General features: G+C 52.3%; 18 protein-coding genes. 11 read left to right on the top strand and 7 right to left on the bottom strand.

Going from position 1 to position 24,193, the window contains the following annotated elements; genetic code table 11:
• Nucleotides 1–105: 105 nt before the first annotated feature.
• On the bottom strand, nt 106–1,035 hold the full coding sequence (locus tag P8N76_17745) for a sulfotransferase (GenBank protein ID MDG2383520.1): 930 nt from the start codon (nt 1,033–1,035) through the stop codon (nt 106–108).
• A gap of 253 nt (nt 1,036–1,288) precedes the next feature.
• Between P8N76_17745 and P8N76_17740 the strand changes: the two genes are divergently transcribed.
• Complete coding sequence (locus P8N76_17740) at nt 1,289–1,555, top strand: hypothetical protein (GenBank protein MDG2383519.1); 267 nt, start codon at nt 1,289–1,291, stop codon at nt 1,553–1,555.
• Here P8N76_17740 and P8N76_17735 read toward each other — a convergent pair.
• Nucleotides 1,523–2,104: a hypothetical protein gene (locus P8N76_17735; protein ID MDG2383518.1), complete on the bottom strand. Its 582-nt coding sequence runs from the start codon at nt 2,102–2,104 to the stop codon at nt 1,523–1,525. The genes P8N76_17740 and P8N76_17735 overlap by 33 nt on opposite strands.
• A gap of 564 nt (nt 2,105–2,668) precedes the next feature.
• On the opposite strand from P8N76_17735, the gene P8N76_17730 reads away from it, so the two are divergent.
• The gene (locus P8N76_17730; GenBank protein MDG2383517.1) at nt 2,669–3,649 is read left to right on the top strand and encodes an alpha/beta hydrolase; all 981 of its coding nucleotides are present in this window, start codon (nt 2,669–2,671) and stop codon (nt 3,647–3,649) included.
• 223 nt (nt 3,650–3,872) lie between these two features.
• Here P8N76_17730 and P8N76_17725 read toward each other — a convergent pair whose 3' ends face one another.
• A complete protein-coding gene (locus P8N76_17725) occupies nt 3,873–4,055 on the bottom strand; it encodes a hypothetical protein (GenBank protein ID MDG2383516.1) in 183 nt (60 codons plus the stop codon).
• 348 nt (nt 4,056–4,403) lie between these two features.
• Here P8N76_17725 and P8N76_17720 point away from each other — a divergent pair, with 348 nt between their 5' ends.
• The 4 genes from P8N76_17720 to P8N76_17705 are packed head-to-tail and all read left to right on the top strand — an operon-like array spanning nt 4,404 to nt 8,647.
• On the top strand, nt 4,404–4,940 hold the full coding sequence (locus P8N76_17720; GenBank protein MDG2383515.1) for a GNAT family N-acetyltransferase: 537 nt from the start codon (nt 4,404–4,406) through the stop codon (nt 4,938–4,940).
• Nucleotides 4,937–6,244, top strand: a complete 1,308-nt coding sequence (gene murF / locus P8N76_17715; GenBank protein MDG2383514.1) for a UDP-N-acetylmuramoyl-tripeptide--D-alanyl-D-alanine ligase — start codon at nt 4,937–4,939, stop codon at nt 6,242–6,244. The genes P8N76_17720 and murF overlap by 4 nt, the downstream gene beginning before the upstream one ends.
• Nucleotides 6,241–7,191 carry a hypothetical protein gene (locus tag P8N76_17710; protein MDG2383513.1) on the top strand — a complete coding sequence of 317 codons (951 nt, stop codon included), beginning with the start codon at nt 6,241–6,243 and terminating at the stop codon, nt 7,189–7,191. Before murF ends, P8N76_17710 begins: the two co-directional genes overlap by 4 nt.
• Complete coding sequence (locus P8N76_17705) at nt 7,184–8,647, top strand: O-fucosyltransferase family protein (protein MDG2383512.1); 1,464 nt, start codon at nt 7,184–7,186, stop codon at nt 8,645–8,647. Before P8N76_17710 ends, P8N76_17705 begins: the two co-directional genes overlap by 8 nt.
• Nucleotides 8,648–8,649: 2 nt before the next feature.
• On the opposite strand, the gene P8N76_17700 is transcribed toward P8N76_17705, so the two are convergent.
• Nucleotides 8,650–9,906 carry a hypothetical protein gene (locus P8N76_17700; GenBank protein MDG2383511.1) on the bottom strand — a complete coding sequence of 419 codons (1,257 nt, stop codon included), beginning with the start codon at nt 9,904–9,906 and terminating at the stop codon, nt 8,650–8,652.
• Between the two features lie 575 nt (nt 9,907–10,481).
• On the opposite strand from P8N76_17700, the gene P8N76_17695 reads away from it, so the two are divergent.
• Nucleotides 10,482–15,740: a lamin tail domain-containing protein gene (locus tag P8N76_17695; protein ID MDG2383510.1), complete on the top strand. Its 5,259-nt coding sequence runs from the start codon at nt 10,482–10,484 to the stop codon at nt 15,738–15,740.
• A 111-nt stretch (nt 15,741–15,851) separates the two neighbouring features.
• On the opposite strand, the gene P8N76_17690 is transcribed toward P8N76_17695, so the two are convergent.
• From P8N76_17690 to P8N76_17680, 3 genes are all read right to left on the bottom strand, one after another.
• On the bottom strand, nt 15,852–16,679 hold the full coding sequence (locus P8N76_17690) for a haloacid dehalogenase type II (protein MDG2383509.1): 828 nt from the start codon (nt 16,677–16,679) through the stop codon (nt 15,852–15,854).
• Nucleotides 16,680–17,086: 407 nt separating this feature from the next.
• Complete coding sequence (locus P8N76_17685) at nt 17,087–18,487, bottom strand: hypothetical protein (GenBank protein ID MDG2383508.1); 1,401 nt, start codon at nt 18,485–18,487, stop codon at nt 17,087–17,089.
• A 369-nt stretch (nt 18,488–18,856) separates the two neighbouring features.
• Entirely contained in the window at nt 18,857–19,546 is a 690-nt protein-coding gene (locus P8N76_17680; GenBank protein MDG2383507.1) for a PEP-CTERM sorting domain-containing protein, read from the bottom strand.
• Nucleotides 19,547–19,787: 241 nt separating this feature from the next.
• Here P8N76_17680 and P8N76_17675 point away from each other — a divergent pair, with 241 nt between their 5' ends.
• From P8N76_17675 to P8N76_17660, 4 genes are all read left to right on the top strand, one after another.
• Nucleotides 19,788–19,973 (top strand): hypothetical protein, encoded by a 186-nt coding sequence (locus P8N76_17675; protein ID MDG2383506.1) that lies wholly within the window; start codon nt 19,788–19,790, stop codon nt 19,971–19,973.
• A gap of 26 nt (nt 19,974–19,999) precedes the next feature.
• Nucleotides 20,000–20,188 (top strand): hypothetical protein, encoded by a 189-nt coding sequence (locus P8N76_17670; GenBank protein MDG2383505.1) that lies wholly within the window; start codon nt 20,000–20,002, stop codon nt 20,186–20,188.
• Between the two features lie 1,947 nt (nt 20,189–22,135).
• A complete protein-coding gene (locus tag P8N76_17665; protein MDG2383504.1) occupies nt 22,136–22,267 on the top strand; it encodes a hypothetical protein in 132 nt (43 codons plus the stop codon).
• A gap of 843 nt (nt 22,268–23,110) precedes the next feature.
• Nucleotides 23,111–23,350 (top strand): hypothetical protein, encoded by a 240-nt coding sequence (locus tag P8N76_17660; GenBank protein MDG2383503.1) that lies wholly within the window; start codon nt 23,111–23,113, stop codon nt 23,348–23,350.
• The last annotated feature ends 843 nt before the right edge of the window (nt 23,351–24,193 follow it).

The raw sequence follows: 24,193 nt of genomic DNA, 5'->3' as shown, positions 1-24,193 counted from the left end.
CACTTCCAGTATAATTAGCCTCCCAGGCAACCCGCCGGCAATCAGTCAATTCAACTCTAATTTCGACGACAGCAGTCTGGGTTCACTCGAGCGGACTGCCCACGCTTATACGGCTGGCTGTTTCAACCACGCAGACAGGTCGCGGCCCGTCAAGTGTTGCATTTTCTGAATGTCATCACGATAGACGTCAATCAGTCTGCGCCGAGTCTCCGGTTTAATCGGCACCTTCTCAGTCTTGGCCGTCACTTTCCTGAACATGGAATCCCGTAGCGACTTCGGCAACCAAGGCCGTAACCCCTTGCGTAAAGGCAAGCTTGATGCCCAGATCCGCCCGACGGCCGCATTCTGAATGCGGCCTCCGCTGGCGTTGTAGATCCGATCCACATCGAACCGAAAATCCTCATCCACGGCCAGAAAGCGACAGATTGATGCCATCACCTCTCGTGTATTCCCCGCGAATTCCTCATAGAAGTGAATCTGGATATTCTCGGCGGGAAATGCATCGAAATAAGAGCAGAGATAGTGCGACATCATGCCGCCTGCTAGATAAGTCGCGTGCGCATCATCACGTACGAGATCCATGCTAATCTCAGATTCTACCAATTCTTCAAATGTGGCTGTCGTTTCCAAGCCGTCGCGGCGGCGGCCTACATATCGCGAATAGACACGATCAACAGGATTCCGCATGATCGCGATAATCTTCGCGTCCGGACGGGCTGCAGCGATCCGACAAGCCACGCGTGTGGATGCCAGATAAACCGGGGAAACATCCCCACGAATCGCCGCGACCGGAGCCGATGAATAGGATGAATGATACTTGACTTTGTCCTGAACAAACCACTCCGGTATCGCTGCGTGATTATCCGCCAGCGGGGATCCTGTCAGATCAGACGCATAAAAGAAGCTGCACGATTTGGAAGACGGTACATAGAGTTTCGGGTGTTGCGCCAGGTAGTGACTCAACGACGTCGTCCCAGCGCGGCCGGCGCCAACCACATAGAAATCCGGCATTTTCAGCAATTGATGATCACTCACTGTCGCTCTTTCGGAAAATTCAAGTTCCAATGGTTGGCTCGAATGCAGCTTTTGAGCGTCGCTACTTCAATGCGATTCTCCGTGGCTGTAATGCAATTCATGCTGAAGAATCCAATCCAGATATATTGCTTTCTAAAAAAGGGCCCTGTTACGAACGACATCCACACATCACGCGTCACCCAAAAGCGACGGGACAAGCTACAGAAAAGTCTCTAGCAACATCGAACGCGGAGTCGCTACGATTTGGCTTGACATGCGACGAAGGAGATCGGCCAGTGAAGTCGCCGTGTCGCGCACGGCTCAACAGACTGCACCAGAACATGTTTGTCGGCAAGGAGAGGCGCCCGAGATGATCGTATTCTTTCTAAAATCCGAGAATGAGATCGACCTTCGCCCACAGGTGTCGCCGCTCAATGAGCCGTTCGACAGCCGTGGGCAAATCACACTGCATCCGCTTCAGTTCAATCCGCATTCTGACAGCAATGCGTCAGTCACCGATGTGGCGCCAGGTATCTTGTAGAGGATCAACTGTCTTCCCATCAACCTGAACAGTTCCAGACCGACGATGCGTCTTACCGTTATCAGAAATATGGCGGATAGACGACTGCTTGATTGGTTTTCCATCGACAGTACTACCTGTTTCCGCCTCATGCCACTGACCATTCTTCTTATAAATCACTTGATTCCAAACATTGCCACCTGAGGAAATCCATCGACCTTGGATTTGCTTTTTACCCGCATCGTAATGGTACATGCCAACACCCGAACCGCGCCCGGCATTAAATCGGCCGTGCATCACGTTGCCATTCTGACTGGTTCTGAAATCGGAATAACCCGTGACCTTGTCACCTTTTTTTCCGAAACCAGGCCAGTCGGTGACCCAAACCACCTCACCGATCCACCGTCCCTTCATGGTCTTGCAGTATTCCTGGAAGTCACCGCGAGTCGATTGCATCTCGCCGTCATGATCAGCAGCGTGTACGGTCAGAGACCATTGCCCCGCACCGTCCCATGCGAATCCACTTAAGTAACAGGTTGTCAATACAGAAATCAGTATCCACTTTTTCATTTCCGAGATCCTTTTGAGAAAACGATTCAATGGGTGGGAACAGTTGGGAAAACAGATTAATTGCAAAGCGGATCACCATTGTATTGTTGTCTGAAAGGTGCTCGCAAGACCGTGATGCTACGCAACCCCAAGCAACAAAAGATTGCTGCAGCCTCCATTTTTCCAACTCTAGTTTTCATCTCATCATTCTTCATGGTTTTCGTACTCCGCAGTATTGAGCAACGGCAGGTTACCTCAAAGCACACGTAATCTGTAGTTGGAAACCGCTCTATTTTTGACCAATCAGATGGATTGAACATCACGTCGCAAGACATTTCCAGTAAGAGCAACCTGACAGGTGACAATTCAATGCATCGTCGGGCTGCGCAGTCCAAGGGAACAAGGAGGTCGCCTGCGTTCATCGCTGTTCGTTCTGTTTCCACCGGGCGTCTGGAGGAAGACAAGTCCTAAATCATTGACTTCCAGCATCACTTCTTGGATGATTCAAACTCCGTCAAAATCCAAAATCCACTGATACTTTTGGCGCGCATTCTGTTTTCCTCGCGCAGGAATGGATCCAATCAGATGAAAACCTTGGTTCTTGTCGGTCACCTCATTGTGCTACTTGCCATAATGAGCGGCTGCAATGCACGACCCCAAACGGGTAACTCCTCGGAAGGCTCTCAAGTCAAAGCTGAGGAACTTGAAGTTGATCCTTTGACAGCGGTCGCCTGGAAGTCCCGCGTGGTGCCTGACATTGTGTACCAACGCGCGGATGGTGTTGACGTCAAGCTTGACGTCTGGGTTCCAGACACCTGGTTGGGTGAGCCCCCCTGGTGGACACCGGCGTCGGGTAAAAAACCGACGTTGCTCTACATTCACGGAGGTGGGTGGGTGGAAGGTGATCGCCAGTCGCGAGTTTTAAAATTGCTTCCGTTTCTGGTTCGTGATTGGGTCGTCGTCAACATTGACTATCGCCTTGCCGGGACGGCGAAAGCGCCCGCTGCCGTCGATGATTGCCTCGCCGCGTTGGAATGGGTTCATCAAAATGCCGAAACCTATCCCATCGACACATCTCGTATTGTTGTCTACGGCGACTCAGCCGGCGGACACTTGGCATTGCTAACTGGGTTACTGCAAAAAGGCGATCGTCTATGCGGAGGCAAACTGATTGTGGAAGACAAGCCACCGGTTGCAGCGATCATCAACTGGTTCGGCGTTCCCGACTACGAAGCACACTCGAAATACCATACTCGTCTCAGCGGCGCCCCTGACCCGTGGATTGATCCAACCGATGACCTTGACGAGGCGATACGAACGTTGTCGCCCGTTCACTACATTCGCGAATCGTCCGTACCCATACTCACGATCCACGGCACAGAAGATCCGGCAGTCTTGCCGGACCAGGCGAAGTTACTTCACAAAGAATTAAACACCCAGGGTGTCAGTAATCGGCTGCACTGGGTGGAAGGACGCAAGCACGGAGACTTTTCTCCCGAGGAACGCACAGAGATCCACCAAGTGATCTGGGAATTCCTCAAAAATGCGCAGGTGCTCCCCAACTAGTGCTCCCCAACTAGTTCGAACCGTTGGGGGCCAACGGCCTCTGCGACTGCCCCTAATTTGACTCTACGATTAACTGCCTCAACTGACTGAGACCGCGTAACGCACGAAACGGGCAACAGATGGCGACCTGCGGAACGTGTGCGGTTGTCAACTCACGTTTCCACGAAGTATTTTAATTCGTGCCCCCTACGATCGCTCCAGGGGTTGAGGTTCGGACTCCAAGTCATCTGCCTGTAGAAAAATCGGGCTCGACACCTTCGGCAATCAAATAGGCTGCACCGAATTCATGGGTGACATTACGCCTGTCTTGTAGGTCCAGACGATCTCTATTTTCATACGCATTCAACTGCATAAAACCGAACAAGTCATAGCAGATTGGAGCATAAAAAAACGAATCGTCATTCATTCGAAAATACCAAGCGATACCAAACGCATCGAGGCCATCAAAGAGTTGCAAGCTGTAGAAACGACACAGGTCCGGATACCCGATCCCGAATCAGTGAAAGCCACCTCATTCGGCTGAAATGCCCTTATCCGGCAGAAACTCCGGTATCGCGACACCCATTTTATGGAAGCGGATCTCTGGAAAGCCTACCGCAACCTCTTTGTCAAACCAGTACACGCCGCAAGACTGAATCAATTACATTTCAAATCTCCATCGATTGCAAGAACTGCCGAAACACTTCTTATTATGACGTCTTCACGTTATCAAAGGAGACCTGCCTGGCAAACGATGGCCGGACGATTACCCCGGATGTTCGGTGCCCGATACTATGACCTCTTTTATGGCAAGAAAAGTCTCCTTTCATTAACCGCACCGGTCCATGCAGGTTTGGCCCTCGAGATCAGGATGGCTGAGCCCGGCGATCTTGAAGAAATCACCCGACGCCAGGAGGGTTACTCTTCCGCATTATTCGACCAATACACGACACTCGGCAGTGACTGCTACGTCGCCCATCATGGTGGAAAACTGCAAGGATTTCTGTGGATCAATCGTCAATCAATGAAATTCCTTGGCATGAAATTGCCACAGCTACCGCTGGGCCACTGCTTCGTCCATTCGGTATTTGTGTTCCCCGCAGCACGTCGCAAGGGAGTGTTTCAATTTCTGTTCCGTACTGTTTGTGATGAACTAAGCAAGGATGGTTATCAATCGATCTGCTGCCTTATTGATCGAATGAATTTCGCTTCCATTCAGGCCTTTGGCAACGAAGGCACACGGTTCCGGCTGGCTCCTATCCTAAAACTACCTGGCATCAGGCCAATCCTTTTTTACTGGACGCTCTCGTGAACCAGGGACGCTATCGCCTCAGAGATATCCCCGACCTCTTGCGCACGCCGCTTGGGCGCATCCAGTTTTTCCACGGCATCTATTATCGTCTTTGGCCGTTATTATCTCGTCTAGCCAGGACTTACCGAAGGACATGGGTAAGCAATACCCGGATTGTGGCCGTTGTTGGTTCGTTTGGAAAAACAACCACCACGCGTGCCGCGACGACCGCCCTGCAGCGGCCGATTTATCCGAAGTCATACCTCAACTGCTGGTCGTACGTGGCGGGTGCGATCTTCCGCATCAGACGCCGTGACCACCATGCCGTGCTCGAGGTGGGAATCAATGATACCGAACAGATGCGCCAATATGCGCAGATGATCCAACCGGATGTTACTGTCGTGACTTCCATCGGCAGTGAGCACCATCGTTCGTTGGGATCGCTGGACACTACCCGTAACGAAAAGGTTGAAATGGTACGGGCGCTTTCTGCTGACGGACTCGCCATCTTGAATGGAGACGATGAGAACGTGATGTGGATGGCGTCGCAAACGCAAGCCCGCATCGTAACCTTTGGCTTTCAAGCCTCAAACGACGTGAGAGCGAGTGAACTGATCCTTGACTGGCCGCACGGCATGAAATTCCTCCTGCATGTGGACAGCAAGACACACCCGGTTTCCACAATGCTTTATGGGCGACACATGGTTTACACCTTGCTCGCAGCCATTGCGGTTGCGATGGCTGAAGGGCTGCCGTTGGAGCAGATCCTGGCGTCGCTGCAAACGATGCCTCCCACGCCGGGTAGGTTGCAAACCCAACAACTTGATGGTGACATACTACTGCTTCGAGATGATTACAAATCCACCCTTGAAACCGTGCAGGCAGCACTCGATGTCTTCGCCGATACGCCTGCGGCACGACGTATCGTGGTGATGGGCGAAGTCTCGGAACCGCCAGGCAGCCAGGGGCCAATTTACCGGGAGCTGGGAAACCGAATTGCGACGATGGCGGATCTCGCCGTATTCGTAGGCGGTAACTTTCAACGCTATGCCGCAGGCGCCCGCCAAGGCGGAATGGAGAACAGAGCCCTATTTGACGCCAAAGGGAGTGTGCTCGAAGCAGCCGCCATTTTGTGCCGGGAGCTCAAACCGGGAGACAGCGTGCTGCTAAAGGGACGCGATACCCAGAGACTGGAACGAGTCATGTTGGCACTGACCGGTCGCCAAGTGAAATGCGACATCGGTTTCTGCGATACCCGCGTGGTGAGCTGTGAAGAATGTCCCATGCTGGAACGCGGCTGGCAAGGAAAGCGAGTCGTTATATGAAGCTTCCCGCGTCTGAACTTTACATCATTTACAGCATGAGTAATTCGCCCTACCAGCAGTGGCAGGCTGACCTGCTGGACTTCAGCGTTGGCTTCAGCGGCCAGACGGGGACGATCGTGCGTCTGGTCTCCCGGGAGGTCGGCAGGCGAAATGAGCCGGTCAATCCATCTGCGGTTGGATATACGCTGGTCACACCCTCCTATTCCGGACTGGGTAATCCCCTGCTTCGACACCTGGTGCCGAGCCTAAAGCGTTGGTTTCAAGGGGAACTTCACGGCCGGTTTCATTTTTATTGTTTGAATAAAGCATTGGCGATGCAATGTTTCCTGGAGTCCCATCCTGAACTGAATGAGGAAGCCATGCTATTGTGGCTGGACCCCGATATGATATTCAATCAACCCTGGGAAGCGAATGGATCGATGGTTCGTCCAGGTCATGTCGTGGGGCAATCCTGGTGGGGCTACGATCCTTCCTGGTGCCTGCAACAAGGAGGCGAGAACAGCGAAGCATTTTGCCCGCCCCCTCAGTCTGCCATCATGTTTCCATTCTGCATTTCGGTGGCGGACATGCGCAGGATCAGCAAAACCTATGCAAGCGTATCGGAAGCGATTTATCAACGTTCCCGTGACTGGAAATCAGAAATGTATGGACTGGTAATCGCCATCGGCGCCGGCGGCCTACAAAGTCACGCCCTGCGGGCATTCGGCACGTGCAACAACTGGCCGGATGAAATTAGCAATGATGCCAGCGCTCCGATCTCCCATTACACGCAGGCGATTCTGAACCGGAACGGCAGGGAAATCTGGGACAAACGCAAATACACTCGGCACACCATCGACCGGCCTTGGCAACGCCCCCCACAGCCCGAACAGGCGGCTTCCCTGACTGATCAGAGAACACTTCGAATGATTCACCAATTCATTGACTGGCAAACGACCCGTGGCTAGATCGTCTTCCCTTTTCCAAAAGCTCAAAGCTGCTCAGCTGATTCGACGCTCGAATCTGCTGCACGAGGCACACTATCGGAGTCAGTTTTATCAGGAACTGAAAGCTGACAGGTACCTATTGAGATTGTCACCCGTGCTGCATTACGTTTTTTTCGGTGCCAATGACAACAAGAATCCGAATGAACTTTTTGATACGGAATACTATCGGACCCAGATGTTGGGCCAGGCCGAATCCGAGCGAAATCCGCTGGAACATTTCATTGCACAGGGTGCAAAAGATCGTCAGAACCCCGGGCCTTTCTTCGACACACGTTATTACCTGGAGAACTGCCCCGCAGCGGCCAGCTCGGGAATCAACCCGCTGTCGCACTACTTCCAGCAGGGCCGGTCACTGGGGGTTTTTCCGCATCCGCTCATCGAACGCATTGCCCGCCCACCCCAACCCTGCCCAGTCGAACAGGAGCAGGGACGTCAATGGCTTCAAATGGCTTTGGGTGCACCAATCGGCAACCCTTCTCCATCGATCGAACGCACGCCACATCGCAGCGATCGGCTTATCCGGTTTGAATGGGATCCGGGTGGCTGGAATAATATCCGCATGCAAGCCGAGGTATTGGTCTGCTTGGCCAGGCGATACCAGCGTGCCCTGGTGCTGCCACCGGCCGACCGCTGGTATTTGATTCCCGGAAACAAAACCGATTTGTTCGATTACTTCAACGAAGCGGCATTCAGGGCGGCTGTCCCTGTGCTCCAGGCGAAGAATCAATCGGCTGATGTTTGGAAAGTACCGGCCCGTCTCGCGGTGATCAGCACGGGACGGCTGAAACGAGCAGAATTCGATGCACAACAACACCGAGAATGCTGGTACTTTCCCAGTACAACTCGAATGTTTGGCACTCTTGCCCATGTGTTTGGCAGAGATATTCAAGACTATCAACTGTTGCACGACGCTTTTCGACTACGAGATGACCTGCTGGATAAAACTTCCGAATTGCTTGAGCAGCACGGTCTCCAACCTGGTGACTATCTGGCCGCTCACATTCGACGTGGTGATTTTGGACAAGCGAAGATACGTCATCTTTCAACGACACAAATTATCAAATCCCTGCGGCAACACGGCGCTGATTCCGCAAGCAGAGTATTGATCGTCAGCGACGCATGGGATGAAGATCTCCTCAGCGCCTGCCGCACACAGGGATGGAAGACGGTTTGCTGGGCCACTTCCCAAAGCGACGACGACAAGCTGGCGGGCGTACTCGATATGTTGAGCTGTTGTCTCGCTTGGCGGTTTGTCGGCACTCGCCTCTCGACCTTCTCCAATGGCATCATCCAGTGGCGCGGTTATATGTCGTTGCATGCTGGCAAACACATTGATGCGGAGCCAAAGTTTAGCTCGAAACTTGAGCAACTTCCCTGGTGGGGTGAGATCGATAAGCATACCTGGCTATCAATTTGAGTCTATCTAATCCAATACGCCCTTCTACGCAGACGCGGAAACAGTCGTCGCATGTTGGTGGCATAAACCTCGGACGTATCTTCAAGATACAAATGCATCCTCTGCAACCCCTCGCGCGGCCACTTGATGATCATGCTCAAAACCATCGCTAAGCAATAGTCCATCCAGATGCCCCACTTGCGATGCTGCCAGGCCAGTTTCATCACCTCCCGACCGTGAATCCGAGCCCCCTTGTCGCCATAGTAACAGGCCCACACGGCAGCGTGTCCGGCGCGGCCCGGAAACGTACTGAACCTCTCCAGGCTGCCAAGAATCTCTAGCGTTTTCATGGTGCGAACACATTTCTCGCAACGGCCACAGTTCCTGATGGTATTGGATTCCTGTTCGACTCCGGTGGCATTGAAGCATACCCTGAGCGCGCGGTGAGTGGCATCCCATTCTGCAATGGCAGCGGTCCTTTGAGGACGATCCAAATGGGAGGAATCATGAATCGTCTGCATGGATTCCGTACTAACCAAGTGATCCATCACCAGGTGTGATCCATCACGGAAGAATTCATCAAAGCGATAGGAAGACGGAATGAAGAAACAGGAGAACAGCCCGCCCAGTGCCAATGCCGGTGCGGTCACCATGGCACCGAAGGTTAGCTTGAGAAGGTTCGGATCGCTAAAAGACATGTAGTTACTGCGGCAAACGATCAGATCCACGCCAGATCGCTCAAGGGCGCTGGCCATAGAGCGCTGAATACCCAAAAAATGTCCAGCATTTTCAACATCCGTATCCGCATCAAAGCCATTGATCATCAGGCAATGGGTGATGCGGTACTGCGGAATCGGTTCGTTTTCCGGCAGATGACGCCACAACGTTTGAAACGAATCGACACCCCCCGAAAAGGAACTACCGACCGCACTCGGAACCCTATCCTTTTTACTCTCCTCCAACCGCTCACAGTGAATCTTGACAGGCTGGAAAGGGCTCGGCTTCCAGCCACACTGAATCCGTTGATACTCGTTCAGCCCCTGTAATAAGTGAGGAGACAGCGCCCCATCCACGAGCAAGTCCTCGCCCAGGTACATGCTCAATGGCAGTAACGCCGTTGCAAACGCATTCATGTCTGTGCTGACATTAGCTCGATAACGTGAGGGAAACCGAAACCAGAGCTTTTTCGGAAACTCGATCCGCGCAGACTTGACTTCGACGAACGCTGAAACGCAGACGTCATCAGCCTCTTCGGTAATCTGGTGTTGATAGATCCTCACGATTTGTTCGAACTCCGCGGTCACTCAAGAAAGATTGATATTCGATAACTCAGCAACGATTCATTATCGGCCAACACCGCCACCATGGTAAACCTAACATTTTTGTGAAGCGCAAACGATTGAAGTCTTCCAGGGAGATAACAGAGCTGAGATAATAATCCTCGACGCAGTGATTGCGAGTCGGTCGGCGGACTTGGGAGCCGTGGAATCGAACCCTTCGGGCGCCAACCCTTCTGATCTTGCATTCGAATCAAACCCCCAATGCGGCATCGCACGGAGGCGGATGATCCCTTGCAGAAAAAACGAAGAGCACGGGAAACTCAGTCGCTACAAGCTTCGTATTTCGACGATTTCTTGGTGAATCCGTGTTCATCCAGTTGCTAGAATAGCCAGTCCGTTATTCATCAGTAGATGGGCAGCCTGTTCGACTCACGAATAACCGACTCAGAAACGCGTCTTGCCCAGGTGCATTCTCGTTGTCGGCTTTCAGGCTACCGGCAAAAGATTCAGGCAAATTCGTGGTCTACCCAAGAGCTGAGTTGATCCCAGCGACCCGTCGAAAAAGGCAAAATTCCATGCATAGCCGGAAGAAATCCAAACCACGATCACACGATCTGACTCGATTGAGATACGAGTCGCTCGAAAGCCGAATACTCCTCGTCAGCGACCTCTTGATTAGCGAGATAATGGCAGACAACACTCGCACGCTAGCCGACGAAGACGGTCATTACGAAGATTGGATTGAAATCTACAACAAAGGGGAGATACCCGTTTCGCTTCGGGGTTGGTCGCTCACCGATGACACGACGGATTTGCAGAAATGGCGATTTCCCGATCGGCTGCTTGGACCAAGTGAGTACCTGGTCGTCTTCGCTTCCGGCAAGAGTCGCTCCCAACCAACGGCGGAACTGCATACCAATTTCAGCCTGAACGCAGACGGAGAATACCTAGCCCTGGTACAACCGGACGGTACGACCCTAGCCAGCGAATTTTCACCACAGTTTCCAGCTCAGCGCGAAGACCGCTCCCACGGTATCCTTCAACAACACGTGTCGACAAAACTTATTTCGGAAACGTCCGCAGTGGACATATTGGTGCCGACCAAAGCCGAAGACTTGGCCTCCCATTGGGGTGATGCCAGCTTTAACACGGGCGACTGGACGGCAGGCCCCAAAGGATCAGGGATTGGCTTTGAAGACCGTTTCGCAGGCGGATTCAACCAATACGCGACGACCATCCTGGAAGACAAACCCACCTCCTATTGGCACTTAAGCGAAGCTGCCAGTCCCGTCCAAGATTCAGCCACAAACGGATTAGTTTCTGACAACGGCGCATTCGTGGATGGCGTAGTCCCTCAACAGGCCAGTCACTGGATTGGCGAGAGAGCAAACGGCGATGCGTCCGTTCGTCTCGATGGCAAAACGGGTTACATTGAGATTTCCGATAGCGATGACCTGCAGCTTGGAACGGGCGACTTCACGATTAGCCTGTGGGCCAAAAAGGACTCCGCGAATCGCCGTGTTTTGCTGAACAAACGGGCTGGAGTGGACGACTACTTTGAAATCGAGTGGCAGATTTCAAACAACATTCAATTGGACGTTGTTGTGGATGACAGACAACGGGTGGACATTTCTAGCACCACGCCGCTTATGGAAAATGTCTGGTATCACATCGCATTTTCTGTTGATCGAGATTCACTGACGAATTCTCGAGTTTACATTAACGGAATTGACGACACGGGCAGCGTCGTTCTCGACGACGGAGACGTGTCAATTCCTGGTGCACCTTTGCATCTTGGCCGACGAACCGACAATTCTCAACGTTTCTGGGATGGACTGATTGATGAAGTTGCCATTTTCAAAGAGGCCTTGAGTGCCGAGAGGATTGCAGCGCAAGTCGCCGCCGCCAACGTAACGGATGGCGACCCGGCGACAGGAGTTTTTGGCTCGTTAATCGCCACGGACGTGACCGGAGCCATGTCAGGGAAAAACGCGTCGGCGTTTGTGCGCATCCCGTTTTCGATCTCCGACATTGATGCGGTCGATCGACTCATGTTACGGATGCGCTATGACGACGGGTTTGTGGCCTACCTGAATGGTGAACTGATTGCCCAACGGAACGCCCCGGCTTCGCCCGCTTGGGATTCCACGGCCACCGCATCACGGATTGAATGGTATCCCAATCATGTTGCGGCGACACAATCTGAACAGATCGATATCTCATCTCACCTATCGCAGTTGCAAGCAGGCGAGCACAATGTGCTGGCGATCCAGGGGTTGAATGTAACCCGCGACGACGCGGACTTTCTTATCTCGGCCGAACTGTTTTCCACTGAAGTCACGACGCTGGACACAAACAACAATTTCGCCACGCCGAGCCCAGGCGTTCCCAACCGTGACCCCCTGGTCGCCGATCCGGAATTGAGTGTTCACCGAGGTATATTTTCAAGCTCCGACACCGACGCATTTGCCGTCGAAATCCGCACGTCCACACCGGGAGCCACCATCGTTTACACCACCGATGGTTCCACACCATCACTCACAAACGGTAACGCCGTGACGGGGATAAACGGAACGCCTCCGATCGCCATGGTTTCGATCAATGAAACGACAACATTGCGAGCCGGCGCGTTTCACACTGATTTGCTCCCCTCGAATTTTGAGACACACACTTACATTTTCCTCGATTCGGTATTGGCACAGCCAAGCGACCCAGCCGGCTTTCCAGAAATCTGGAGACGCAGGACTGCCGACTATGCAATGGAACAGGATCCGACCGATCTGGCTCTCATCGCAGGCGATCCTCGTATGACGGAGGAACAGTACAACGCAGTCATCACCGACTCACTTCTCTCGCTACCGACGATGTCGATCGTGATGGACAACGAAGATCTGTTTGGAACACGTGGAATTTATTCCAACACCGAATCACGGGGAACAGCATGGGAACGCCCTGCATCGCTTGAGTACATCTTGCCCGATGGCACGAGGGGCTTCCAGATTGACGCGGGTCTGCAGATCATGGGCGGCACGTCGCGGAATCCGACAGCCACGCCAAAGCATTCAATGAGGTTGTTGTTCAAAAATCAATATGGCCCCGGCCGGCTCGATTATCCGTTGTTTCCGGAGGCAGAAGTTGAATCATTCAATTCAATTGCCTTACGAGCCAACATTCGCGACGGATGGCCCATCAACGACCGGACCTATGCAGCAGGACCCAACTCAACCTATATCCGGGATCAATGGGCGAAAGCATCACAGGCGGCAATGGGACAGCCAGCAACGGCCGGCAAGTTCGTCCATCTCTACCTCAACGGACTCTATTGGGGGCTCTACAACCCGACCGAACGACCTGACGCCGCGTTTTTGGCCGACCGGATCGGGGGGGACGACTCGGATTACGACACGGTCAAGTTTTGTTGTCCACAACGGGCAGTCGACGGCAGCATCGAAAAGTGGAATCAATTGCTGAGTCTTTCGCAGCAGGGGTTGGTCAGCGACACCGCTTACCAATTTATCCAGGGGAACAATCCTGACGGCACCCGCAATGAAAACTACGAAGTGTTAATCGATGTCGACAGTTTCATTGACTACGTCATCAACGGCCAATACCACGGGTCGTTGGATTGGCCCGGTAACTACTACGCAGTGCGCGACCAGCGGGCGGAGAGTGAGGGATTCAAGTTTTTCACCTGGGACAATGATTTGGCATTTCCAAAATCGGATGTCAACAAGGACAAATCGACGTCCACCAACGATGTGGGTTTCGAATTCTGGTGGACCGATTCACCCGGTGTCATCGATATGGCGTTGCGTCAAAATGCTGAGTATCGTCTGCGTTTTGCCGACCGCGTCCAACGTCATTTGTTTCATGACGGCATTTACACTCCCCGGGCAGCTGCCGAGCTTTGGTCAACACTTGCCGACCAGATCAAAGACGCCGTGGTTGCTGAATCAGCTCGATGGGGCGATTGGCTGGGCCCGCAGTTCACACCCAGCGAGCATTGGCAACCAGCGGTCGATAATATGCTGGAGAATTACTTTCCGTTCCGCACTGACATTGTGCTCGACCAGATGAGAAGTCACGGGCTCTATCCTCACGTCGACGCTCCGATATTTGAAGTCAACGGATTCGAACAACACGGTGGCGAGGTCGGCATCGGAGACCAGCTGAGCATCGCTGGAGCGGATGGCACGACGGTCTATTTCACCGCCGACGGCAGCGACCCTCGCTCTGGCCCCGAAGGCATTAGCTGGACACCCTGGGTGCAATTTGGCAATTCAACCCGATTCCATGTGCCCGCCAACGAATCGTTGGGGCAATCCTGGACAGCCACCGATTTCGACGATTCAGAGTGGCCAAACGTCACCGGACCGATTGGCTTCGGCTCTCGACTGGTTGACTATTTTTCCACCAATGTTTCCGAAAACATGTATCGACAAAACGCCACGGTTTACGCTCGAGTCGAGTTCGATGCGGACGATATCGCGCAAACCGATCGCCTAAGATTGCAGCTAGACGTTGACGATGGTTTTGTTGCCTATCTCAATGGAATCGAAGTTGCACGCAACAATGCTCCCGACGATCTGTCCTTCGAATCGAGGGCAGAGGTCGATGTGCGTCGAGAGCCGACTGATACCGTTTTGAACTTAACCTCACACCTTCCCATCCTAAAACCAAAGGGCAATGTGCTCGCAATCCACGGACTCAACTCAAGGTCTGGAAGCCGAGATTTTTTGATTGCGCCGGTGTTGGAAGGTGGTGTTTTGAAAGAATCGTCCTTATCCAAGTCGGCCGAGTTGTATTCCGAGCCTCTGCGTCTCGAAGCAACATCGACGGTACAGGCCAGAGCATTCTCCAAGGGTGAGTGGAGCGCGCTCGCGGAAGCGACTTTCACTCGGAAAAACCCATTACGAATCGATGAGATCATGTATCATCCGGCCGCTCCCTCGGCCTCTGAGCAGTCAGCCGGATTCAACAACGATGATGATTTCGAGTACATCGAAATCGTCAATCCAGGTAAGCAATCGATCAACTTGAAAGATATTCGGTTCGTCAGGAACACGGACAACAGTCAAGGTGTGAGTTTTGATTTTTCGGGAAGTTTGATCAACGAACTTGCCCCAGGAGATCGTGTGCTAGTGGTCGAAGACTTGGCAGCCTTCGAGACTCGCTATGGTTCAGGATTGCCGGTGGCCGGACAGTGGACCGGACAGTTGAGCAATCGTGGTGAAACGATCACCTTGGTCTCGAGCGATCAAACGATTCAGCAATTCTCATACGAAGACTCGTGGGACGTGACCACTGACGGCGGCGGATATTCACTGCAGGTCGTCAATGCACACGCCCTAGACCTTGGCCAGTGGAGTCTTGCCGAGGGTTGGCGATCGAGCCTGCTGGTCGGAGGAACGCCAGGTAACGGGCCGCCCATCTCAGCTGACATCAACAACAGTGGACGCATTGACGCTGCCGACATCGATCTCTTGTCCGCTGCGATTCAGGCGGTTAGCCCTGAACCGCAATTCGATCTCAACGTCGACGAGCGGGTCGACGATCAGGACCGGAACTTTCTGATACACAACGTGTTGCGAACAAATCTGGGTGATACCAATCTAGACGGCGTATTCGACTCCAGCGATCTCGTCTTGATATGGCAAAACAACGAGTATGAAGATGGCATCGCCTCGAACTCGGGCTGGGCCGAAGGCGACTGGAACGGCGATGGCGAGTTTGATTCTGGTGATTTGGTGGCAGCGTTTAGTTCCGGCGCCTATCGATCACCCATCGCGGCTGCCGTGGATGCGATTTTCATCAACCGTTCGCGTCAACGATGACGTGAAACTCGGCGACGTCATTCAACAGTGGCCTACCATTCAAGAGCCTTGACCGACCAGCAAGGCGACTCGTCCGAATTGACTGGCGGCCAGAACAGCGATTGGTTTTGATCAGGCCCCCAATTGCTTGGCTAGATCCCAGAAGTCATTCACCGTTAAGTCGAATTCACTTGGATCCGGCTCGAAATAAAGGCCACGATCCGGACCGCGTTCCAAAGGTCGAAGCACGAGAGCAGTTCGATATCCAACTTTGGCAGCCGCGCGAAGATCGATCGGATGAGCAGCAACCATCATGACCTCACTTGGCTCTAATCCAAGCAGATCGGCTGCTTTCACATAGACTTCTTTGTCAGGTTTGTAATGTCCAGTGAGTTCGGCGGAAAGGACGCAGTCCCACGGTATCCCAGCATTCTTTGCCATGTTGACAAGTAGCGATACGTTACCATTCGAAAGACTTGAAACGACAAAACGCCCACGAAGACGATTCAGCCCTGGCACGGAGTCCGGCCAAGGCATAAGACGATGCCAAACACGATTCAGGTGATCCACTTCGCTGGGAGAAAGTCCCTCGAGCCCAAAATCTTTGATGAGGCCGTCCAGTATCAGGCGATGCAGGACGTCAATCTTGGAATATGGCAATTGCCCCTCTCGTACGCGCTGCATGACTGGCATGTAACCATCCCTCCAGCGGTCGGCAAATTTAGGCCAATCCACCTCGAGCGACTTCTCTTGCGACAACAACTGCCCCTCTCGGATGATTGACGAACGCCAGTCAACGACGGTGCCAAAAACATCAAACGTGAGAGCTTTGATGGAATCAAATCGCTCCCCCTTCTTCGCTTTCTGTTCAGCGGGAGATGCGTGAGCAGGCGTCACGTTTCTGAGTGGCGTCAAGGCGAGAGCAGTTCCAGCCATTAGCAAGTGTCTACGTTTCATCATTCTGTACTTCCAGTTGCGAGTTGATTTTTTTGAGCCGGTTTTTCGGCTTTCTTTTTGCCATCGTGATAGTTTACTCGACGGTTCCAGGCTATTGGGCGTTAAGGAAATCACGAGCAGCGACATTTTGCTCCTTCGTGCATTGAACGCCAATCCTTTAGAAACTGCACTTTCCAGAAAAATCGGCGAAGCCACCCACGAGCGGAAATCGACCGAAGGGTGAAAGAGCAACACGCCTGCACGCATGGCAACGGCCGAGCGCAATAAATGGCCACCAGCTAGCTGCCGATCTCACGAATTCCCCTGCGTTGAAAAAGGTGCCTTTTTTGTGCTGAGACATCCACAAGGCTTGATAGCGAGTCGCTTTTCAGTCTGACCGCTCAATCCGAGCCTGCTCCGCGAAGCATCTCTTATCGGGGAATTTTTACAAGGCTATTCATGTACTCTTCAAGATTGGTGAATCCATCCGCGTCCCGGTCCTCGTTCCTGTCCTCAGCATCATTTGGATTGAGTCCATTTGCTGTTTCCCAAGCATCAGCCATCCCATCTTGGTCCACGTCCCTTGGTGCAGGCAGCGATTTTAACGTAGGCCATCCACCCACTTCCTGCTGAGAGTCGGGGATCCGTCCGGTAGCTGTTTTCACCTCTTTTACGATGCGTTCATCACACGCATCCCGACTGTCCGATGCGCCGGCATATCGGAGGACTTTGTGATACGCCTCTTCAGCCGAATCGGTCACAGGTTTATCAGCACCCAAAACCAGTTCACCCGGCAGTTCCCATACTGCCTGGTTGGTGCTTAGATACTTGTCACCGTCTTGTTCATATTGGATTGCTGAGTAATTGTCATCCGTCCAATCCTGATTCCAGGTAAAGAGATTACCCGATGCAAATCCGGTTGGATTCGGTCCCTTGCCCGACTTTGCTTTAATCCTGATTGGCAGCTTATTCGCTTTCGTCTCCGGTCCATTTTTATAAAAATTATTAATTACGTTTCGGCGACCACTTCCCAAGTTGGTTTGCCCACCCGAGTTGTAAATCAGGTTATTACGAAAATCGATAACCATATCGGCCGGCGTGTCATATCCACCTCCCATGCTTGGATGTCGGTCATGAGTTGAGTGAAGCAAATTGTGATGAAGGCTTATATTTTTCGTTGTTTCTCGGAAAGAGCCCAGCTTTGAATGAGGCGCCCCTTCATAATGAATGGTGTCGTGCAACGTTTCCCCATAAATCGACCATTGCAGCGTGAAATTGCCTCCCTCGCGATTGTCATGGATCGCATCGATACCCCATCCGGCAGAAATATGATCAAAAACAACGTCAGAGATGTTTGAACTGGTGATGCAATCACCACCGCTGGAAGAACCTTTGTTTTGATCTCCCATCCTGATCCTGATGTACCTCATGATGATGTCCCGAACTTCCTTCAACTTGAGTCCGTGATCCCTGATACAAATACCATCACCGGGAGCAGTTTGACCGGCAATGGTCAGATGAGATTGCGTAATTCTTAGTTCAGACTTCAGTGCGATGGTGCCTGATAAAGCAAACACAATGGTTCGTGGCCCCGATTGATTTTCGATGCCATATCGCAGGGAACCTTTCCCATCATCCTGCAGGTTGGTGACGATATAGACATCGCCCCCTCGACCACCCTGAGCAAATCGTCCGTATCCCTCCGCTCCAGGGAAGGCGATCGTCCGCACGCTCTTGTCCCCAACATGGAGTGGTTCGTTTGCGGAGGCTCTAAGAGTGTCCCAACCGACAAGGAGGAAAACAACAATCAAACAAACAATCGAACATCGCATCGCAGTCATGTTTTCCTAAAGAGTTGGGAGAGATCAGTTTTCACCCGACCGATTCGATTCTGTGAACGCGAAGGGATCGAAACGAAATGCGGCTTAGTTTTTCCGGCAACATCCGCAATTCATTTGTCATTTCCTGTATATTCTCCACGCCGATCTAGAGCGTACCACAACAAGCAGAAATTCGCTGTTTGGAAGTCGCATCGCACAAAACCAGTAGGGATGCATCATCACATCTAATCGCAAGCAAAATTACCGTTCGACCTTCCCATGAGGGGGAGATGGTTGGGGTGCTCCCTCAACAAGTCATGGCGCAGAAAAAGGTCCGCCATAGGCGGACCGCTATCTTGAAGGAATAGTTCGAAAGCAAAACTACACACGTTTTCGACGAATGTAGAAGGCCATCCCGACTCCCAAAAGATCCCAGATTGCGATCGTGCCTGGTTCCGGGACCGTCGCATAGATCCTGTCGATGACGTAGTCACCACTCTCTTCACCGTCGATAATGAAGTCAATTACATCGATCGCCGTCACGTCGACACCTTCGGTAGCGAATTCGGAAAGCTTGAAGCTGACGACGCCCGGTCCACTCGAAAGGTCTTGCTCGATGCGGGCATAGTGTTCATCGATGTCAAAAAGGATAATACTGGTTTGCGCTCCAAAGTCGGCCGAGGTAAAGTCAACATTGATGACTTGGTTGGTGCCGCCATCACTTAGATCGATTCCCTTCAGGCCCTCATAATCCTTGCCGGCGTATCTCAATACAAATTGTGCAAGGCTTTGAGATCCGGAAGAAAAGGCCATGACACCCGGGATCGGATTACTGTTTGCCGCAGCGGAAAGATACTCGCTCTTCAACACAACTCTGCCGTTTCGATAGCCACCAATCGCGGATGGAGTGGCCTGTTGGTTAAATTCAACATATCTTGAGGTGTTCGTTGCTTGCAAAGCGACCGTGCCGTCTTCAAAATCATCGATAACGATCACTGTTGCATCGGCTGACGAAATGAGCAGGCTGAGGCACATCATCCAGAGGTAGGTTTTCCAAGTTAGGTTTTTCACGGTTTCTACTCCAAGCTGTTCATTCAAGGATGCAACTTTTTCAATCTCGAGTTCGCCTCGTCAAATTCCACACTAAGCTCGGTGATTGGCTGTTTCAAAGGTTTATCAACTTGAATGTCGCTCTTTTCCAAAGCGGCGGTTTCATTACCCGAACGATCGGATCCTTCATAAAAAAAGGTCCGGCTAAAGCGACGGACCGAACTCTCGAAGGAACTGTGCAACGACAGAACTAAATCACACGTTGTCGACGGACGTAGAAGGCCATGCCGATTTGCCCGCGATGGACATTCCCACCGAGGCCGATCTCACCAAGCTCACCAAGGAAAAACTTCAGTTCATCGATCGCTTGCTCACGGTCGTTAAAAAAGAAACCGTGCCGCTCACTCAGCAAGCGTTCGCAATAGCAACAAGGTGTTTGGCGGCGTAATACTGAAGAAGTCGAACCTATCCACGATGATCGCAGTGACGAACGCCGAAACAGGCAATCCGCTGATGCGGGAGGAGATCACCACCATTCACAAGTTCTACCACGTGCACAAGACAAGCGTGGAGCAGCCAAGGACTACATCTTTATCTGCACGCACGAAAGAACTACAACTGGAGCAGTTGGGGGATCAAGGTTCTGATCGCCAGTTGCGATGAACACAACAGCAAACACTTCGAAGTATGGATCGCCAAGCTGCGCAAGACGTATAACGCGATGTCGGGGATCTACCAGAAGTCCAAGAACGAGGGCGCCGAGATTCCATTGAAGTAGCAACCGGAAACACGAATATCGGAGCCGCGCGACAAACCAAAAACCTCTCGTATCGGGTTACTACGACGCGAACGTACGTTGACAAAAGAAAACGAAAGTAAAACTCGAACGAACACGAACAGACAAGCTACTGGGCTTTGCGTTGTGTGCGGCATAGCCGTGCTGTTCCTCAGAGCATTCTGGACTTTGAAGCACGAGTCCTCAACAGCTTTCTTGGTCACGTCTCTGCCAGCTTCCTCGAGAAACCATGGCCGGCCATATCCAGGGCCAGGCAAGTGTGCTTCGCATCTGCAGCGATCTTTAGTACCGTGTGTCGAAGCATGGGGGCGGCAAGTGAAAGATTCACATCGACGGGCAACGTTGCGTTTAATTGCCGGGCGATTCTCGAGAGTGCTGCGTTCAGGTACTAGACGGAAAATGGTTTACCACTCTTCGATTAAATGACCGGTCCGGGACCAGTCCCCCACTCGTGCTTCTGGGTACCACATCGAGAATGCGGCCTCTCTCGCCGGCATTTCAGTGCGTACAGCCTACCGCAGGTTGACCGACTCCACGTTCAAGGCACAGCGACAGGACGCCCGCCAAAGCCCAACACGACAGACGAAAGGAAAACCATGGCCGACATTTGTTGCTCAAATTCAACGTTGGCCTGCTCAAGGAAATCGCTGGCCGAAGAGTCTCGCTCTAAATGGGGCATCGTTTAAGGGGGGGGGAGGTCAAGAATAGGGGAAAGGGCAGCATGGAGTGACGTGCGCTTATATCTTTGCCCACCGAGCAACTGCCGTGTGTCCATCGGTCGCGATAAGAGAAGCCAGCATTTTTTTTACATCCCCCCTGGCTAAAACATAAATCGCGGCCGCCGCTCGATTGCAACCGGCAGCGGAATTCTTCATCGGCATAGCATTGTCCACAAGGTACCGCGACATTCTTTTGGGTCCGGTTTGATACCCCTGGAGCCCCTGTCGGTGCTTTCTCATGTCTGCCAAACACGAAATGCATATGCGTTCATTACTGGGTTTCGTTTGATTGCTTACACCGCCTTGCCGTTTTTGCTCTCCACACTTTAGAGGATCTTTGACAGGCCCCTTGTAGGAGCAACATTTACTGCAGCAACAAAAGCCGCACAGTCGACAGTGGTGCCTCTGTCCTTTCATTCCAATTAATGAACGGTCTTTAAAGGGTTCCCCGCATGACTCACATTTATCAGTATCAGGATTCCAAGATGCCCCGATCCCGGGAGAGGCGTAAACTGCCGTCCCGTCAGGAACCCATCTGACTTTTTTCACCTGCTTCCGGGAGAAACGGTACCCAAATTTCACCAATTTAGGAATGCCAGCCAGAAATATCGATGTCGCTGTGCAGATGAGATCGTAATCTTTGCGATCGATTATCCATCGAATGACACTGTCGCAATCGGTCGGTTCAGATCCGTGATTGGCTCCGCAGTTGCACTTGTAACTATTATTACCAATTAGGTCGTGTAAATTTTGTGGGTTGATATCGCCGCTATACTCCCAAAGGATGGTGGCGGCAGTCACCCATGGCCCTATCGCGGCTCCTATTCCACCCACCGATACCAACGAGATCGAATGCGCTATCGGCGTCGGAACTGATACTAATCTCACGCCCTTTCCAAAGTGATCCAGCCCGTGTTTGGCAACGCCCTTCATTCCCTTTACGCCAACTTTATAAGCATTTCTCTCGATGGTGCCATGCGACCGTGTTTCATGGTGCATTCCAGAGGCTTCCGCGGCACAATTCATCATCATCTTTAAAAACTCGCCATATTCCAAATTCCTCAATTGAGAATATGTATATGAGGAGTTCAGCCTATGCCATACTCCGATATTTCGCTGGATGTCCCGGATGCAACCTCCAATAGCACTGTCTATAGCTCTGGCTACATTGCCGGATCGATCCTTAATTGGGTTTACCATTTTGGCCTGTTCGGGGGAGGGCACTAAAGAAATCTTCATAGCCGCTGAGATTGCTCTAACGATGCCTGGACATTGCCTGCCATCCCAACAATGAGAACGACGCCAATTGAAAGGAAAGACAGTCTGGCTATGATGATGTCTCAAATTCTCGGTGATACTCTACGCCTTCAACTGCCCCAACGATAACAGTACTGTGGGTCGGCATCAATACGCGCAGACCCCCCAGGTGCCCCATTTACACAGAGAGAACCGAGAGCCATCAAAGTCGCAGGAAACTCCAGGACTGATTCCGACTCGCCCGCTCAAAACCACCTGGACCCGCCAACGTCCAATCGCACCTCTACCGATGCCTATGTACTCGCCCTGATAAGAAACCCCTTGTTTCACAGAGTCTTTCGAAATTCACGAATCGCTTAAAACGGCTCTCAGGAGCCCATGGGGGGAGCTCTAACAATATTTTCGGGCCACGCTTCGGGGGGCCCGCCCGAGGCGGAAAAGCCCGTTTTTGTACTGAATCTATGTCATCAGACTGTAATTCACGTGGCCCTCCTACCCTCCATTGTCCCCGTAAAAAAACCTAAACAGTCCCCAAGAACGAGGGGACTTTTACCCTCGCAATACGTCTAACTGACATGAGCACAAAACAACTAAACACCTTCAAGCAATTGAGGATGCGACTAAAAAATGTCGCCAATCTCTCGCACACTGCTCGTGACTCCGGATTAGACCTACGGGCACTACGCCGGTTCCGGAACGGCGAGGCGGGGCTTTCCGTCGAGTCCTGCGAACAGCTTGCCGAGGCGATCGGCTGCGAGATCCAAATACGGTCGACTCGAAGTAGAGGTAGACCACCTAACAACGAAAGGACAGATGAATAATGACAGTACTAAACGCGATCGACCTGAACACCCTGAAGAACCTAGTAACCCAAATAAGTATCAATCCGGACCTGATGCTGAACTGGCCGAGCGATTGCTTAACGAAGTTTCAGCCGCACGGGTTTGCCTGCTCGATGAAAAAGCCAAGTCGAACTACGACGGGCAACTAAAGGAAAAGCAGACTCCCGGAACCACTCAAGGATCGGTGATGGCTCGCGCGGTTCGACGATAAAACGATAGGTGGAGCCCATTTTGATTTACGGCATAACGTCCAAAATCACCGGGTTGCGGCCAGCGATTCAGCGAAGTTGGCCTGTTATCCTGGGAAGCGAACCGTGATATCACTCGAATTTAACCTAGTGAAGGCGCGAGATCAGAGACGGTCGAGTGGGCTCTCAGCTTCTTCGTGAGAATCAAAAGTTCGCAATGTCTTGTCCACGGCAAATCTCGTCGCTTCAGTCGGCCAGAGAGCTTGAGACCATTTGTCTCGCAGCGGAAACCAGTATAAAAACTCTCGAACTCTCTGTACCTTTTGCGACGGCAAACTCTCGATGTTGCGCTTTCGCGCGCAGAGTGTTAACCAGAGTGTCAGTATTAACCCAGAGAAAGAGAGAGGGTGCTTTGTCTCATCCGGGGTGGCGAGCGAGAAAGGGCTTTCTCGAAGCTGGGGCCTTTCGAGACGCTACAAGCGAGAATCGCCGCGAGTCTTGATAGATAGCCCGGAAATCCGGGGCTCAAACGCAAAAAGGCCGAAGCGTTTGCTTCGGCCTGGTTAACACGTTTGCGGGATGCGGGAATGGGCATCCGTTTTAAAAGGCTCCCCTTTCCAAACGCTCTTCGTAACGACGCGCGCGCGACCCCATTCCCGAAGTCGTGAACCAGCAATGCTTTGCAAAAGTTCGAGACCTCCACGGTGACTCGGAGGTAACCAACGCTCCTCGAACTTTCTTGAAGTTGGTTAGCAGCCGGCGCGACATCGAACTGGGTTCTCGCGACCCAGATTGTCGCAGTCGCATCTACCGCCGCCGTGACGGCCTGATGGCAATTTGAATGCCGAGATGGCAAACTGGACATT

This window comes from Pirellulaceae bacterium (assembly GCA_029243025.1).
GTDB lineage: Bacteria > Planctomycetota > Planctomycetia > Pirellulales > Pirellulaceae.
Note: the sequence above shows the minus strand (reverse complement) of the source record. Positions and strands in the feature narration are given on the sequence as shown.